The organism is Parapedobacter deserti (genome assembly GCF_042646065.1).
Classification (GTDB): Bacteria; Bacteroidota; Bacteroidia; order Sphingobacteriales; family Sphingobacteriaceae; genus Parapedobacter; species Parapedobacter deserti.
In genome coordinates this window covers 21,373-39,149 of the sequence record NZ_JBHRTA010000029.1, presented here as the reverse complement: position 1 = coordinate 39,149, position 17,777 = coordinate 21,373, and the positions used below count along the sequence as shown (strand labels likewise).

Below are 17,777 nucleotides of genomic sequence, written 5' to 3'. Positions count from 1 at the left end.
GGTTTTTTATAGGCTGAGTTCTATTGTGGTGAAGCCCCAGGCGGGTAAACTAATGTTTATTTCGTCCTTCGCCTTATTTAAAGTTGCTTCGTTACCTTCAATGATTTTTACTGTTTTTGGCTGTACGTGCTTGCCACAGATTTTTGAGGTATTGATATTAACAATTCCAGTTTGTTTAGTTGGACTTTGACTAAGAATCATCAGGTAAATTTTTCCTGTTTTGGAATCTTTTGCAGTAATATATTCGAAATACGGGTTTGTACTGCTGAAGCCTCCATTGGTGATCAGCAGGTCGGCTTTTTTGCCATATACTGTGCCTTCTGCAAAACCATAACTTACATGAGGGCCTACCTTGGGTGTCATATAGCCTGAAGGGAAGCTGACCTTGCCTTCAGAACGTAAGTGGATTTCAGCCATTAAATAATCAGTTATCCAACCTATTTGCCAATATGCATGATGAGGGAACTCTCTAGCCCCTGCTCCAAGAGTCGGCAAGCGATCCCAATAATAAGTGGTCATGGATGAGTAGGGGTCTATAAAAGCATGTCTTCCACGGCTCCCGGCTCTGGCCATATCCAAGAATAAGCTTTCGCCAGTTAGTTCATATATACGAACAAACAAACTTGTAAAGCTGGAGATGAGAATTGGACCGGCGGAAGAAGCAGTGCCATTAATGTGTTCTACGCTTAATCCTACTTGGCTTATCTCCCAGTCTTTAAATTCTTTCCCGTTAACCCATCTTGGGCTTCCGTTAGCTACTGGATGTGTATAAATAGTGGTTGCATATATCCGGGCAGTTTCGATAGCAGCATTTTTAAAGCGATCTTCTTTTGTTATGGCGTACAGGTCTAAAAAGGCCTGAGCACACTGTGCGGTGGCAAAATCCCATACATTTCTCGCATCACCGCAAACTCCTAAATAATAACCTTTATCTACTCCGTTTACAATTAACCAATCGGCCCCTTTCTTAGCTCTATCCAGGTATTGTGTGTCGCCAAAGGTCTTATACGCTACCAAAAGCCCGTACCAGGTTGGACGTAGATCTTTTAGGTCTGGAAATGCCAGCCTGTTGCTTAATCTGTCATAGGCAACATCCCAACCGCCATCGGCTTTTTGCCAGCTCATCAGCTTATCGGCAGCAAGACGCATTCGTTCGCGAATTTCCTTATCTTCAGGATTAAACAGAAGCATGTTCCCCATATCCATTAATGTATAGTATGTAGTGTATAATGGCTCTATCCAATTTCCTACTTCGGAAAAGAACACAGGGTTTTCTTCTATATTGCCATGATTGGAAGGGTATTCCCCGGTCGCACTGTATTGGAAGAAACCTGGACTTGTTTGCTGTTGTGCAAGTTTATAATTTCTTACAAAGGGAATGCGGCGCTGCATAACGGTATCGTTTGCGTTTTTGGCAAGCATATACAGCGCACCAATATCAGCATTTTTAGATCCGTTTGCCCCAATAGTCAAGTTATTGAAATCCCAGGTCGTCCAGGCTGACCTTTTATCTTCAGAGAGAAATTGAGCGAGGTTTTGTAACCTTTCGGAAAGTGACACTCGCTGCTTTTGCAATGTTAGGAAGTTTTTGAATTCGTAAATATTGTTTACGACATGATTAAAAACGGTAAACCAGTCTGCATCCTGAATAATGTAGCGGAATTTGAACTTAAATGTCTCGCCGGCTTGTAGGTAAGACCCTTCCTGTCCAAGTACGGGAGCATAGACTACCGGAGAAAGCTCATTATGACGGTTCATCGTTGACATCCCAACCTTATTAATTTTTCTTAACATACTATCTTTTGGCCATGGATCGGCTGCTGTTCCAGGCTCCGGAACAGCAGTAAATGTAATGCCATCTTTCCCACTCAACAAAGGGCTGAGCGTCATGGTAGAATTTTCTCTGGCCAGTGTGGGGACAGATGGTAGTCCCTGGCTGTATTGTGCCGCCAAATACCTGTCATTAACCAATTCACGGCCGTACCATGCTCCAGGTATCATTCCCCAGGCAAGTTCTTCAGGATCAAGAACAGCGATAGTCGGGGTTGCTATAGAATAATATCCATTGTTTGCCGCAGTCAGGCTGATTTCAACTATAAGGTCTGAAGTATCAATGGAGTCGGTTTTCCAATGCGCGGTTACTTCACCTACGCCATTTTTTTCTGAAAATAATAGAGAACCGTCTTTCATTTTTTTTATTTCTGACGGGAAAAACGTGTAACCCCGCCCCTCGATATCAAGATCAACACGAGCACCTGCTGGAGTTCCTTTCTTATATAAAATGGTATAGGCGCCCGAAGGATGAGCAACTTTCTTCATACCTGTAATGATCTCACTGATATACCAGCCTTGCTGTTTTTTCTGCCATGTCACTTTTAATTGCTCGGATGACAACGAAAATGAAGAATCACCTTCGTGTGAGATGCTACCAGTCGCCAACGTAGAAAGAGTAGCTGAAAAGTTGATTAGACAAAAGAAAATGAACTTACGATTCATATATGTTTTAGGGTGTATTATAAAGCTATAAGAGGAAATTTTGGTGCACTAAGATCAACGATCCCTTTTTATAAAATAAGATTAGATACGGTATAACTAAAGCCTTCTTATTATTAGTACTTTCAAACGCCTACATCCCCTAAATGTTGCATAGAAAACGTCTGGAAATACGAGAAAGTGCATATCATTATAAGAAGTTTATTCATGAGCGATGCGTTAACCATCGATCGCTAATCATATTCTTTACCATAGGGTATTGCTGTCTGCTCTGTTTTGATATTTTATTTTTTGGGGGCGGAGCAGTTTTAAAAAGACATATTACTAAAGCGGCAGACTAAATCATCAGCAAAAATGGTTTTATCAGCAATGTTTAGAGGATTCAGAAATCATTCCTCACCAAGATAAACTTATTTTAATACTGTAATTCTATGAAAAAAAGAATTTGGATCCTGAGTATTTCTTTAACATTTCTTTGCTTAAGTAATAATAAAGAAAGCATAGGACAAGTCATAAATACTAATGAAGTAACTCGTTATGACCAGTTTAGAGATATACCGCTTAATACAAAACCGGAAGGATGGTTGTTAGAGTTTCTTCGGCGTCAACAATCAGGCCTAACCGGACGTCCGGATGTACTTTCTTATCCTTTCAATACATCACTCTGGGGAGGTGTAATTGACCGCATTGGCGACAAGCGTGGTGCAGACTGGTGGAGGTATGAACAAACTGCGTATTATACTGACGGCTTAATAAGGTTAGGGTACTTATTAGGAAACGATAGTCTCATCCAAAAATCTAAAGAGGGTATCAAATATACATTGGATCGTCCTCAGGATAATGGACGGCTTGGTCCTTCTTTTTTTACTAGCCAATGGCCCATAGCTGTCTTTTTTCGAGTACTGGAAGCAGAGTATTCGGTAACAAAAGATCCACGTATTGTTGAAGCTCTCCATAGGCATTATCTTAGTTATACACCTAAGGAATTAGGAGATGCTAAAAGAGCAATTGTAAATATTGAAGGAGCATTATGGACTTATGGCAAAACCGGGGACCAACGTCTTCTAGAGCTTGCAGAGAAATCTTACGCTATTGGTGGTTTTGAATTGAATCTGGAAAAATGTTTGTCTTCAGAAAAGGATAGTATTCATGGTGTTACTTATATGGAAATGGCTAAACTACCGGCTATTCTTTATACATATACTAATAAACAGCTCTATTTAGACGCTGCTGTAAATGCAATGAAAAAGTTGGAGCGGGACCACATGTTGCCGGACGGGGTGCCAAGTTCAAGTGAATTTCTTTCTGGTAAAGATCCATTGGTCAGTCATGAAACTTGTGATATTACTGATTATACATGGGCTCTTGGTTACTTGCTGATGGCCACCGGAGACGCTCACTGGGCAGATAATATTGAAAGGGCTGTGTTCAATGCAGGGCCAGGTGCTGTCTCTAAAGATTTTAAGAATTTACAGTATTTTTCAAGTGTAAATCAGGTAATTGCTACCGGAATCTCTAATCATAACCCATACAAACATGGTACCACCTGGATGGCATACTGGCCTTGCCACGAAACCGAATGTTGTGCAGGTAATGTTCACAGGTTTATGCCAAATTATATTACACGTATGTGGATGAGAGATTCAGCAGGTAACCCGGTAGCAACGCTGTATGGCCCGTCCCTGGAAAAAGTGAAGTTAAGCAACGGAACGGAAATGACGATTAAGGAAACAACTTCTTATCCATTCTCCGAAAAAATTGATTTTAGTTTTGAGGTTTCATCTCCAGTAAAAATGCCGTTTAAATTCAGAATTCCTGTTTGGTGTGACAAGCCACAGGTTTTGATTAACGGTAAAGCCTATAAAGGAAATCTAAAAAAGGGCTCATTTATAACTATCGACCGTGAATTTAAAAATGGAGATAGGATTAGTTTGAATTTCCCTATGGAAGCGAAGATGGTAAAATGGGGCCGATGGGGAGGACTTGTCGAAAGAGGCCCTCTTCTGTACGCTTATGCTGTGCCGGAAGCGATAACCATAGATACAGCCACTTATCCCAGGTTGGACGGTAAAAGGTCAAATGATCCAGCATTTCCGGCATTAGACATTAGGCCAAAAGGAAATTGGAATTACGCTTTGGATATGGACAGCACCGATTTTTCGAAGAAAATAAAGGTAGTTAAAACAAAAAAGACGGGTTACCCTCTTGATCCCGGAAATGCTCCCGTTGTAATAAGGGTTCCGGCCAGAAAAGTAAACGATTGGACACTTGAACAAGGTCGTTTCACGCCACCTTTGCCCCTGGCTAATGGTTTTGAGGTGGACAGTAAGCGGGAGATGATTACCCTTGTTCCTTACGGCAGTACAAGACTTAGGGTTACTGTCTTTCCAATAGCTGAACAATAAATGCGATAGACGTATTTATAAAAATAAATAAGCACATCAACATAAACAAGGAGACATCATGAATATTCAACGGTTTAATGAACTTATTAACAGGTATTCAGATGGCCAGCTATCTCCTGAAGAGACAGATGAATTGATGCATCTATTAAAGGAATTGGAAGAATGTGAACTAACATGGGACGATGAAATTCATGGAGATTTAGACTCTTTCAAAGATGAGATGCATTACAAAAGCATAGCAAAGCTAAAAAAATATCAGCGAAAAGGGCAATTTGTAAAATTAGCAGCATTAATTTTAGTTGTGTTGACGCCGCTGCTTTTAATTTATAAGTCCCGTAGTACGATCTCGGATTTTTTGAGTCCAACGCAAATGAATATCCTTGCTACTGCAGGAGAGGTTAAAGAAATCGAACTAAAAGACGGAACCAAAGTCTGGCTCAATTCGGGTTCTACTTTGTATTACCCCGAAGAGTTTAAATCAAGTGGTCCACGTTATGTCGAATTGGTGGGAGAAGCCTTTTTTGAAGTTAAGCATTCTGATAATCAGCAATTCGTAATCAAGTCGGGCGATTTGGAGACAACTGTACTGGGTACTTCATTTAACATACGGTCCTATCCAGATGAGGAAACAGGTGAGGTTACCGTACTCAGCGGAAAAGTTCGAATCGAGACACTGCTCCAAAGTGAGATAAAAAGAGCTGAAGCCATATTTCTTGAAAAAGATCAGAAAGTTGTTTTTAGTAAAATCACGCAAAAGCTAGCAAAGCATGATACTAAAGCTGCTGATGATATCTTGTGGAAAGAAGGCCTTCTAAAATTCGTTGGTGTTCCCTTATTCAAAGTTTTGGCAAGTTTAGAACGCCATTACCAAATAACGATTAAGTACAATAATGAAATTAAAAATTGCCCTGTATTCGCTGACTTTAAAGGGGAGTCCCCGGATAACGTTTTGCAAATACTGGCATTGTCACTTAATGGAAGGGTAATTAAGGAAAGTGGCCATTTTTTCCTAGACGGAAAGACTTGTGAGTAACTCATTTAAGTGATGTAATGAACCCTACTTGGCAATACGGTTAAGGATTGATGTATGAAAAATTAAGATTTAACCATATAAATAGTTTTGGAAAGCACAATAAGTAGATAAATCACAAAATTCGCTTTCATTACTCGGCTTCATAAACTAATTATAAATCTAACAATATGAGTGTATTTTTACAATGGAGAATTAAGTTCTCCGGGCCCAATCCGTCGCGATTAGTCACGGCATTTAAACTGGTTTGTTGTCTAAATTTAGTAATTCCTTTCGCAAGTTGGGCTGGCGTGTCACAAACGCTTGAAAAAGTTGTCACAATCCAATTGGAAGAGAAAAATGTGCCTGAAGCTTTAGACAAGCTGGCTAAACTTACCGGTGCAAACTTCTCGTTTACTGGGAGTAAAATTTCGGGGGCCGGTCCAGTTAAAGCTTCGTTCAAAGAACAAAAGCTGTCAGCGGTGTTAAATTCAATTTTGACTCCTCACAATTTGGAATATAAGGCAGTCGGTCAAACGATTGTTATAAATGTTGCTGCATCAAAAAAGGCTGCTCCGATATTAATAGTTGGAGTAATAACTGATGAGGTAGGCGAACCTTTACCAGGTGTCAGTATCAAAATCAAAAATTCTGAAAAGGGTACCACAAGTGATGTAAATGGAAAGTATAGCATAAGTGTACCGGACAGGACAAGTATTTTAGTTTTCTCCTACATTGGATCAGAGACGGTGGAGGAAATGGTGGGAGCCAGAAAAACGATTAACATAATTTTAAAATCATCCAGTAGCAGGTTTGATGAGGTAGTGGTAACGGGCTATGGAGATCCAATAGACAGAAAAGATTTGGTGGGATCTGTAGGAAAAGTAAATATGGAAGACCTTAATAAGGCACCTGTTGTGAGTTTTGATCAGGCTTTGGCCGGTCGTGTTGCTGGGGTTCAGGTAAGCTCCGTGGACGGTCAGCCAGGATCCGCTATCAACATTGTTATACGTGGTGCAAATTCCATCACTCAAGACAACTCGCCATTGTATGTGATAGACGGGTTCCCGATAGAAGATAATGAAAACCCAGCTATCAATCCAGCTGACATTGAGTCAATAGATGTGTTAAAGGACGCTGCATCAACTTCGATATATGGTTCCAGAGGATCTAACGGCGTAATTATGATCACTACGAAAAGGGGAAAGGCTGGAGCACCGAGAATAAACTATGATGGCTATCAGGGTTTCCAAACCATAAGTAAGGCAATACCAGTGCTCGATCCTTACGAATTCGTGAAGCTTCAATTTGAAATAGATAGTAACTATACGATCGCGAACTATCTGAATGATGGTAAAACAATCGAATCATACAGGGAGATAAAAGGAATAGACTGGCAGGATAAAGTGTTTAACACTGCCCCTTTCGGAAATCATCATATTTCAATGTCAGGCGGCGATAACAAAACCCGGTATACTGTTTCAGGATCTATCACAAATCAGGATGGGATCTTGGTAAATTCTGGATTCAAGAGATATCAAGGCAGGGTGACACTAGATCAAAATGTCAACGACAAGCTAAAGGTCGGGATATCTGCAAATTATAGTGATATAAATAGCTATGGCACAATTGTTACCAATAATAACAGCTTGCCTTCAGCATCTTTTATGTACGCCGTTTGGAGTTTTAGACCAACCGCAGGGGATGTTGCTAATCTTGATTTCGAAAACGAATTATTTGACCCTTCTATAGACCCTAATACCGATTACAGGGTAAATCCGTATATGCAGGCAAAGAACGAATTGCGTCAATCCGCGTCAACGAGTTTGTTGAGCAATGTATTTGCAGAATACAAGTTTAATAAACATCTGAAGTTGAGAGTTACCGGGGCAATGAACCGCTCGGGCCGGGAGGCAATTTCATTCTATAATTCGTCAACCAGACAAGGAAGCCCCCGCAACCCCCAGTCATTGGGCGTAAATGGAGGGCGCATTCTCTTTGGCACCACCAATTTGAGTAACGAAAACATGCTGATTTATAACCGTAAATTCGGTCAGCATCACTTGGATTTTGTTGTCGATTATAGTCAACAAAGGAGCGAATCCTATTCTTCAGGCGCCACTGCAGTACAGGTGCCGAACGAGTCTTTAGGCATTAGCGGGATTGATGAGGGTACACCACGGTCTATTACTGCTGCGTCATCCGCGTGGGCATTACAGTCTGTGCTTGGACGTGTAAATTATAGATACAAATCGAAATACGCTTTATCAGCCAGTCTGCGTACCGATGGGTCTTCTAAATTTGCTGCGGGAAACCGCTGGTCTTACTTTTCTTCCCTGGGTGTGAGTTACCGCCTGAGCGAGGAAGAATTTATCAAAGATCTTTCGTTCCTGTCAGACGCAAAACTGAGAATCAACTACGGGTCTATTGGAAACAATCGGGTCAATGATTTTGCAAGTTTATCATCTATTGCATTTCCGGTTGGATTCTTTTATTCTTTCGGTAATTCTACACCCAGTGTGGGTGGCGGGCCGGTTACTTTAGGCAATCCAACCCTTAAATGGGAAACAACCAATGAAGTCGACTTTGGAATTGATGTAGGTTTCATAGAAGATAAGATCAGGTTAACGGCAGATTACTATAAAAAGGTTACTTCAAATTTACTATTGAATGCACAATTGCCGACCATGACAGGGTATACCTCTGCCTTTGAAAATATTGGAAAAGTAAGCAATAGTGGTTTCGAGCTGTCAATAAGCTCGGATAACATATCAACAGAAAATTTCAGATGGAATTCTAATTTTAATATTGCTTTTAACCGAAATAAGGTGCTGGCCTTAACCAGAGGTCAGGAATCGATTACTACAGCAGTTGGGGGGCTTTTTAATACCACGCCTTTATGGATTGCAAAAATCGGTCAGCCAATAGCCATGTTTTATGGTGTATTAAGCGATGGATTGTACCAATATGAAGACTTCAATCAGCTTGCAAATGGCAGGTATGTCTTAAAAGACGAAGTACCTGCGAATGGGCTGGCAAGAAATATCATACAACCTGGATTTTTGAAATATAGGGATCTTAATAATGACGGTAATGTAACAGCAACTGACTTTACAGTGATCGGAAACCCAAATCCAGATTTCATAGGTGGTTTTACAAATAACTTTTTTTACAAGGGTTTTGACCTAAATGTCTTTTTTCAGTTTTCCTATGGAAATGATATCATGAATGCAAATAGAATAGTTATGGAGGGGGCAAATCTTGTAAACCTTAATACTAATATGTATGCAACATACGCAAATCGTTGGACTCCTTCTAATACGAATACAACAATACCGAGCAGGGCCGGCGCTGTGGGCCAGCCCTATTATTCTAACAGAACAATAGAGGATGGGTCGTATTTACGGTTAAAGACGGTTTCACTGGGTTATACTTTGCCTGCTAAATTAACAAAATCTGTCGGGGTTAGCACTATGCGTTTCTATTCATCAGCCCAAAACTTGCTTACGATAACTGGATATTCGGGACCTGATCCCGAAGTTTCAACGCGTCACTCGGCTCTAACTACGGGGTTAGATTTCTCTTCTTATCCAAGAGCAAAAACATTGGTTTTTGGCTTACAATTAACATTATAAAAATGATTATCATGAAATCACTGATCATTAAAATCCTTTTGGCAGTAGCGATTTGCAACGTTTTGATTTCCTGTAATAAAGCACTCGAAATTAGACCTACAGACTTTATAGCTGCAGAATATTATTATAATAACGAAGAACAGCTCAATACGGCCTTAAATGGAGTTTACGAAGTACTTGGCCGTGAGGTTATCTACAGGTCTTCCGGAAATAGCTTGTTTACAGCGTTTGAAATCACTGATGACGTATCCTATTCCGCTTCGGCAACGGGGATTGCACAAAAGTATGACTATACTTCCAGCTTTAGAGGCGTTTATGATATTTGGAGGACCTTGTATATAGGCGTAGAAAAATCTAATATGCTGCTGGCAAACATTAATAAGCCTCAAATGGATGAAAGCAGGCGTAGAGTAATTGAAGGCCAAGCCAGGTTTTTAAGAGCTTATTACTATTTTTTATTGGTTAGTAATTTTGGAGATGTCCCGTTAAGAACGAAGCCGACCGAATCGGTAAAAGATGTTTACGCTGCCCGTACCCCTGCCAAAGAGGTGTATCAGTTTATAATTGATGAAATGACAATGGCAGAAGGAATGGTTTTGCCAATTACAGAATATGGGCATTCTGGTAGAGTAAGCAAATCTGCAGTTCAGGCAATTTTAGCGCGTGTATGTTTATACAATGCGGGGTATCCGCACAACGACGCTAGCAAATATGCAGAAGCGTTGAAATGGGCAAACAAAGTAATCGATTCAAAAATACACAGTTTAGTTCCTGACTATTCAAAATTATATGTTGATCTTATTCAGGATAGGTATAATATTGAGGAAAACATATGGGAAGTAGAGTTTTACTCAATAGGAAATACTGATCCCCATGGTAAGACGGGTGGAGTTGGAGTTGGTTTTGGAATCAGGCAAAATAATATACAATTAGGCTTTTCCCCGGGTAGTTATGGCGCTCAAGCTATATTATTTAACAAATACGATGATGCTGATTTGAGACGAGATTGGGCTATTGCTCCATATAGTTATCAAGGCAATAATACATTAATAAAAGTTCCGTGGACTCCAAATCAGCTGTATGAGCGTCGTATTGGGAAATTCAGACGTGAATACGAGCTAACCACTAATAAGATAAATAATTATAATTCAACCAACTATCCTGTTATACGGTATTCAGATGTCTTATTGATGGCAGCAGAAGCGGAATACGAGGCAGAGGCGCAACAGAACCCAAGCGAATTTGCTAAAAAATGCGTAAACGAAGTTCGTCAAAGAGCTTATGGAAGTGGCAAAACGATTAAATCTTTCACAATTATTAACGGGGGGGCTGGTTATACAACCGCTCCAATTATCACTGTATCAGGAGGTGTAGATGCAGTAGGGATAGACCCTGTAAAAGCTACTGCCGTTGTCCAGGATGGTCGTGTTACCGCCGTTGAAATCATTTCGAGGGGGACATTTTACACAGGAACACCTACAGTTACGCTTACGGGAGGTGATGGCAACGGAGCTATTATTACAGCAAATCTAAGCTCCACTGATGATTCTGATTTAACACCTGCAGATTTGTCCGACTTTCGAAAAGTTATTCAGGATGAGCGCTCCCGCGAGTTGTGCTTTGAGGGTTTGAGAAGAATGGATCTGATTCGCTGGGGAATTTTTGTGCCAACATTGAAAGCTGTAGCGAACCATATCACGTTAAATGCGCCTACATCACTCAGAAATGCTGCCGATGCTGGGAATAATGTAACTGACAAATATATTTATTTACCTATTCCGTTAAGTGAATTGGCGCTAAATAATTTGCTGGTACAAAATAATGGATTCTAACATGAACAATATGACTATTTCTAAATTTAAATACATAGCCCTAATCTTTTCGGCTATAGGATTCTCCGTTAGCTGTACCAAAGATGAGGTAGAATGGCCAACCGACTTTGACGTTAAAACAGAAAAAAACGTCTTCATTGTCGATGAGCCAGTCGAATTTCTATTGTCTGGCAATCCTAATTTTGTAATCTTTTACTCTGGGGAAAACGGAAAGAAGTATGAAAATGCCAATCGAACGAAAGCTGATGGACAACAGATCATAAATTTTGAAACATCAGCCCAAAATGGCAACCAGGTAAATTCACTTGCATTAATGATATCAAGTGATTTTAGTGGAACCTATAATGCACAAGGGGTAAAATCTGCTACCTGGACAGATATCACCAGTAGGGCAACGCTTTCTATGGGAACTGCCAATGTGAAATCTGGTGATGTCGATATTTCTGACTTTGCATCGGAAGATCAGGTATATATTGCTTTTAAGTTTACAGGAGAGGCCTCATCTACTTCTCCTCAAAGGCAATGGACAATTAGGAATTTTACCTTGCACAACAACCTGACGGACGGAACGGTTTACCCGATTTTTGCAAATATCAGCGCTCCTAACTGGTTAGCTGTAAATGTACTGAACCCAGCAGTTGGCTGGGCAACCCCTTCAGCAACGCAGTTGTCAATAAATGGTGGGCCTGTAAACACTCCGGACAACGAGGATTGGATAATAAGCTCAGCAGTTGGCCTCCGGAATATTACCCCCGATAGAGCTACACTTGTACGGGATATGACAACTCGCAGCAACAGCTTTTCATATCAGTTTTCGACTCCGGGGAAATATACGGTCACTTTTGTAGGAATTAATCATACAGTCTACGGAGAAAGGTCTCAGGTACGCGAGATTAATCTAGAAATTCAATAACTAATTTTACGCAACAAATGTTAAGCAACAGCACGATCATAAAGGGATTAATCCTATTTGTTTTCCCTTTTTCTATTGCCTATGGTCAGCATGAAAAGATATCAACAGACCAGTATAAAGCTCCCGAGGATCCTTTGGTCCGAAAAAATTTGGAAACCTGGCACGGTCTTAAATTCGGTCTATTTATTCATTGGGGACCATATAGTCAGTGGGGTGTGGTGGAATCATGGACACTTTGTCCTGAAGACCGTGATTTTATAAAACGAACCGGTCCTTATGGCCATGATTGGTACCAGTATAAAATTGCTTATGAAAAACTGGGCCAAACGTTTAATCCCAAAAATTTTGATCCTTCACGCTGGGCTGCAGCGGCGGAAAACGCTGGTATGCGATACATGGTGTTTACAACTAAGCACCATGATGGTTTTTGCATGTATGACACAAAAGAAACAGATTATAAGATCACCTCGCCTTCTGGCGCTTTTTACAAAAACACAAAGATTGACATCACTAAGGAGATTTTCTCCGCTTTCAGAGACAAAGGCTTCATGATTGGAGCTTATTTTTCGAAACCAGACTGGCACTCTCAGGATTTTTGGTGGTCATATTTTCCTCCAAAAGACCGCAATGCGAGTTACGACGTTACAAAATACCCTGAACGTTGGCAGAGGTTCCGAGATTTTAGCTATCGTCAGGTAGAGGAATTGATGAAAAACTACGGCAAAGTCGATGTCTTATGGTTTGATGGCTCATGGGTTCGGCCAGCAATACAAAATCAAGATCTAAACATGGCGAATATTGCCAGGATGGCCAGATCGCATCAACCAGGTATTCTCTTTGTAGATCGTAAAGGCCCTGCAGAGCTTGAAAATTATTTAACACCGGAACAAGAAGTTCCTGAAAGTTTTATCCCTATACCTTGGGAAACATGTATGACACTGGGTGAATCCTGGTCCTATAAACCAAATGATCAGTACAAGTCGGCCCGTAGTGTCTTACACACGTTGGTTGACATAGTTGCCAAGAACGGGAATTTGCTACTGAATATAGGGCCGGATCAGAATGGAGACTGGGACCCGAAAGCTAAAGCGTGTCTGGAGCAAATAGGGTCGTGGATGAAGGTCAATCACGAAGCATTGTATGAAAGTAGACCTCTGGCTCCTTACCGGCATGGAAAATGGGCTTTTACGCAAAAGAACAATGTATATTATGCTTTTTATTTGCCTTCTGAGGATGAACAAATACTTCCTGAAAGGCTACTTCTGCCCGACGGTATTGTTGGAAATAATGATGTGCTGACATTGCTTGGCAATTCTCGTAAAATAGACCATTCTGTGAATAGTTCGGGTGGTACAAACCTGAACTTACCCAGCAGTTTCAGAAGGGCAACCTCAGGACAGCCGGTATACGTATTCAAAATTGTTTCTAAAGTTTCAAAAACATGAAATTGCTGCAAATCAGTTTTGTTTTGTTGTTCATCGTTTCAATTGGTTTTAACGTCAGCAGCCAGGAGATCGATAACGACCCTTTTGCTGCTTACAGGACGGGAAAGGCACCTGCTATTATTAAAAAACTGGGAATAGACACAACCAATAGCGGTATAATAGTAGATAAACTTGTTTTTCATTCCCGCGATATAACGTCGGCAGACGGTAAGGCAGAAGTTAGTGTTTTTGCTGCAATTGCACACCCCAAAGGTACAGGTCCTTTTCCGGGTGTGCTCCGACTTCATGGAGGAGGGGGAAAGGCTGATATAAATGTAGCGGAGTCTTTAGCGCAGGACGGATATGTAGCTATGGTTCTGGATATTCCTGGAATATCTCACTATGGCGGAAATCACCACCCTGAAACCTCATGGCCTAAGCAGGAAACCTACGGTGTAACACCAGACATAACGCATGGTGCGTTGTTTACCGGTATAGTAGCTTCTCTACAGGCATTTTACCTGCTAAAAGCTCAGCCAGATATCGATAAAAATAAAATTGGAATTGCGGGAGGATCATGGGGCGGTTATATAGCTACCATGCTGGCGGCTATGCTTGATGATGATCTTGCGGCTACCTGGTCGGTTTATGGAACAGGTAATTTTATGGCCGGATCTTTTGGAATGCAGATGCTTAATAAAATGTCTGATTATGATAGATTTGAATGGATAAAATATTTGGATCCCGGCCAGAGAGCTGCTAATATAACAAAGCCATTTGGTATCATCACAGCCACGAATGATAAGCATTGGTCATGGATGGCGGTGCAAAAGACATTGTCTAAAATGAAGGGAGAAACGTTCGTATCCTATGCCCCTAACGAGGACCATAAAATCAGTTACCCGGGAAGCTGGAAAATGATGGAATTTTTTAATTATTATCTTAAGAATGCAGGGCCACCTATTCCGAAAGTTATTGAATCTGAATCGCATCTGGATAAAAATGGAAATCTACATGTAAAACTCGTCACACAAAATGCAGCGAAGCCAGAAATGGTAAACATATTTTACAGTGATCCATCTGTAAAGACGACAGAACGCAAATGGATACAAGTTGAAGCTAAAAGAGAAAATGACGGTATTTTTTCGGCATCGGTAGCAAACGCTGCGTTTCCGTCAGGCGTCGACTGGTATGCAAGTATGACAGATAGGAATACAAGCTGGACAGACCAATTATTTACCACATCTACCTGGATTAAACATCTTAAGTCAACTCATTGAGATAATAATGACAAAAATTATGATTAAAGATTTGCTATTACTTCTTTTCTTTTGTTGCAGTTTCGGGGTAACTGTCTATGCACAAGGTAAAGACCCGTTTCAAAAATATTTGAATGACTCGCCACCAAAAATTATAAAGGAATTGGGAAATGAAACGCACGATGGTGTAAGCGTTAAAAAAGTTGTATTTCACTCAAGAGATGTTTTCATAGATGAGAAAACGGTTCCTTCAACAATTTTCGCAGTCATCGCTCGTCCGGACAAACCTGGAAAATATCCGGGTCTACTGGTCCTACATGGAGGAGGGGGAACTGCTGAAACAGAAAAAGCCATAGCTTGGGCAAAATTAGGGTATATAACGCTGGCCTTGGATGAACCTGGAATAACTAACCCGGAAAAAGTACAACACTCCGATGGACACTGGAAATCGTTTTCCTACGGAAAATCCAGGTTTACTGCAAAACCTGATATTACAACCAGTACTATATATGATGGTGTTGTAGTAGGGATACAAGGATTCCATCTACTAGCTACGCAGCCTGATGTTGTCAAAGAAAAGATAGGGGTAGTTGGGATTTCGTGGGGCGGATATCTAACAACTATGTTAACAGGCTTGCTAGGTGATAAAATTCGAGCTTCGTTTTCTGTTTTTGGGTCGGGATTTTACGATTATGGAACTTCGTTCAAAAAGGAAATAGAGAAGATGTCTCCAGAAGAGAAAAAGATATGGTTGCAATATCTCGATGCAGGAAGAAGAATATCTTCTTCAAGAACTCCTTATTTTTTAGCTGCCGCCACTAATGATGCTTTTTTCTTTCCTCCTGCCGTAATGGAAACAGTTAAAGCTAAGAGGGGTTCAGCAAATCAATTATTTGCTCCAAATGAGAACCACAAGATTTCTGTTCCGGGTGGGAATGACAGAAAGTCAACAGATACACCAGGCTGGTTGGTTATGGAACGAACCTGGTTTGACTACTGGCTGAAAGGTTCCGGCAAGCCTTTCCCGGAAATACGAAATGCCGTTGTCAATGGCAAAAGTCCCAGTGGGGAGAGTAAGGTTCAATTCTCGGTTAAAACAAGCACTCCTGTTACGCAGGCATTAGTCTGGTACAGTAATAGCGCAGACGAGTGGACAAAGCGCAACTGGGTAAGTGTGCGTGCAGAATTGAATTTGGATGGAAAATATATTGCTACTATTCCGGTTTCGGAAGGAATAAAATATGACTGGTTTGCAAGCATATCTGATGACCGACCCGTTACTGTTTCCAGCTTAATACAGCCTATACCGTAATTAATATTAACCTATAGTAAGCTCACGTTTTGAATTCATTCGCCAGCACTTGTGTGAAAAGTTCATCCTTAAGACTAATAGTGGTATCAACGTTTGCTTTAGTTTTAAGTTTGATTTATCCTTCTAAAGCTCAAAAGCTTTTTAAAGATGGGGACAAAGTATGTTTCCTAGGAAATAGTATTACCAAACATGGTGGCTTTCATCATTACCTAGCGTTGTTTTATGCAACACGGTATCCTAATCAGAAAATAGAAATTATAAATAGCGGGATAGGCGGTGATAAAACAGAGCATGTGTTGGCTCGAATGCACGATGATGCACTTATACATCAACCAAATTGGGTAGTGCTTAAATTGGGGATGAATGATGTTGCAAAGCTTATGTATACTGACTCTGCTTATGCTCGCCCGACAATTGACAAGGAACGGAAAGAGATGATGGAAACCTATAAGCAAAATTATGAAAAAATTGTTCATAACCTCTTGAGCAGTAAAGCGAAATTAATCTTGCAAACGCCCACTATATATGACGAGACCGTATATCTGCCACATCTTAAAGGTGTGATAGGAAGAAATGTTGGCCTCAAAGAAGCTGGCAAATATGTTAAAGATCTAGCAAAGCAGTATAACCTTCCAGTAGTTGACTATTGGCAAGTAATGATGGACGTTACAAAACGAATGCAGAAAATAAAGCCTACAGCATCGTTAGTGGTTGGTGACCGTACACACCCCACTCCGCAAGGGCACTTCGTAATGGCCTATCAGTTTTTGAAAACAACAAAGGCAGATCCGCATGTTTTTTCAATCAAAGTAAAAGCTAACAGGAAGCGGATGAGAATTGTGAGGTCAAATGCAAAAATCTTTGATTCTTTTGGTAATGATAATGGCGTTAGCTTTAATGTTCTGGAAAAATCTTTACCGTTTCCTATGCCAAAAGGTGTCAGCGAAGTTCTTGATTTTGTACCGTTTGAGAAAGAGCTTAATCAGGAGTTGCTAATGGTAAAAGGTTTGACAAAGGGTATTTACACATTGAAGATTGATGGAATCTCTATTGCAAATTATACTGCTGCAGAATTAGCTACGGGCGTTAATATTGCTTCTATAGCAACGACTCCCCAGCAGCAACAAGCACAAAAGGTCTTAAAATTGTTTGAAGAATATTGGGAACTCGAAGCCGTTATCCGATATGTGCGCAGTACAGAAATAAACCGCCTAAAGCCGCTAGGCATTGAGAGTTTACAAGAAGTTAGTAGTTATATCGCTAAGGCAAAGGCATCGGAGAAAGATACTACTAAAAAGAGCTATAAAGAGTTATTAGATCTTCAGGATAATTATGTGCCTGCCAAAATGGATTGGTCAAAAACTTTAGCAAGGATGGAGAAACTACATCATTTAATATATCAAGCCAATGAGCCAATCCCTCATCGGTTTGAGATTGTTAAAAAAGAGCTTGCCCAAGAATAATTTGATAAAAAAGCATCTTGATTAAAATTCGT

10 protein-coding genes are annotated in these 17,777 nt (G+C 40.5%); 9 read left to right on the top strand and 1 reads right to left on the bottom strand.

The window, feature by feature from the left end; translation table 11 throughout:
• Positions 1 to 6: 6 nt before the first annotated feature.
• Positions 7 to 2,496, bottom strand: a complete 2,490-nt coding sequence (locus ACFOET_RS08815; protein WP_379021679.1) for a glycoside hydrolase family protein — start codon at positions 2,494 to 2,496, stop codon at positions 7 to 9.
• A gap of 428 nt (positions 2,497 to 2,924) precedes the next feature.
• Between ACFOET_RS08815 and ACFOET_RS08810 the strand changes: the two genes are divergently transcribed.
• The 9 genes from ACFOET_RS08810 (at position 2,925) to ACFOET_RS08770 (ending at position 17,745) form a co-directional block, all read left to right on the top strand.
• Positions 2,925 to 4,898, top strand: a complete 1,974-nt coding sequence (locus ACFOET_RS08810) for a beta-L-arabinofuranosidase domain-containing protein (protein WP_379021677.1) — start codon at positions 2,925 to 2,927, stop codon at positions 4,896 to 4,898.
• 58 nt (positions 4,899 to 4,956) lie between these two features.
• The gene (locus ACFOET_RS08805; protein ID WP_379021675.1) at positions 4,957 to 5,931 is read left to right on the top strand and encodes a FecR family protein; all 975 of its coding nucleotides are present in this window, start codon (positions 4,957 to 4,959) and stop codon (positions 5,929 to 5,931) included.
• 167 nt (positions 5,932 to 6,098) lie between these two features.
• Entirely contained in the window at positions 6,099 to 9,542 is a 3,444-nt protein-coding gene (locus ACFOET_RS08800) for a SusC/RagA family TonB-linked outer membrane protein (RefSeq protein ID WP_379021673.1), read from the top strand.
• An 11-nt stretch (positions 9,543 to 9,553) separates the two neighbouring features.
• On the top strand, positions 9,554 to 11,374 hold the full coding sequence (locus tag ACFOET_RS08795; protein ID WP_379021671.1) for a RagB/SusD family nutrient uptake outer membrane protein: 1,821 nt from the start codon (positions 9,554 to 9,556) through the stop codon (positions 11,372 to 11,374).
• A gap of 1 nt (position 11,375) precedes the next feature.
• Entirely contained in the window at positions 11,376 to 12,287 is a 912-nt protein-coding gene (locus ACFOET_RS08790) for a DUF5017 domain-containing protein (RefSeq protein ID WP_379021669.1), read from the top strand.
• A gap of 17 nt (positions 12,288 to 12,304) precedes the next feature.
• Complete coding sequence (locus ACFOET_RS08785) at positions 12,305 to 13,732, top strand: alpha-L-fucosidase (RefSeq protein ID WP_379021667.1); 1,428 nt, start codon at positions 12,305 to 12,307, stop codon at positions 13,730 to 13,732.
• Positions 13,729 to 14,991 carry an alpha/beta hydrolase family protein gene (locus ACFOET_RS08780; RefSeq protein WP_379021665.1) on the top strand — a complete coding sequence of 421 codons (1,263 nt, stop codon included), beginning with the start codon at positions 13,729 to 13,731 and terminating at the stop codon, positions 14,989 to 14,991. Before ACFOET_RS08785 ends, ACFOET_RS08780 begins: the two co-directional genes overlap by 4 nt.
• Positions 14,992 to 14,998: 7 nt before the next feature.
• Positions 14,999 to 16,282 carry an alpha/beta hydrolase family protein gene (locus ACFOET_RS08775; RefSeq protein WP_379021663.1) on the top strand — a complete coding sequence of 428 codons (1,284 nt, stop codon included), beginning with the start codon at positions 14,999 to 15,001 and terminating at the stop codon, positions 16,280 to 16,282.
• 53 nt (positions 16,283 to 16,335) lie between these two features.
• The gene (locus ACFOET_RS08770) at positions 16,336 to 17,745 is read left to right on the top strand and encodes an SGNH/GDSL hydrolase family protein (protein ID WP_379021662.1); all 1,410 of its coding nucleotides are present in this window, start codon (positions 16,336 to 16,338) and stop codon (positions 17,743 to 17,745) included.
• Positions 17,746 to 17,777 lie beyond the last annotated feature (32 nt).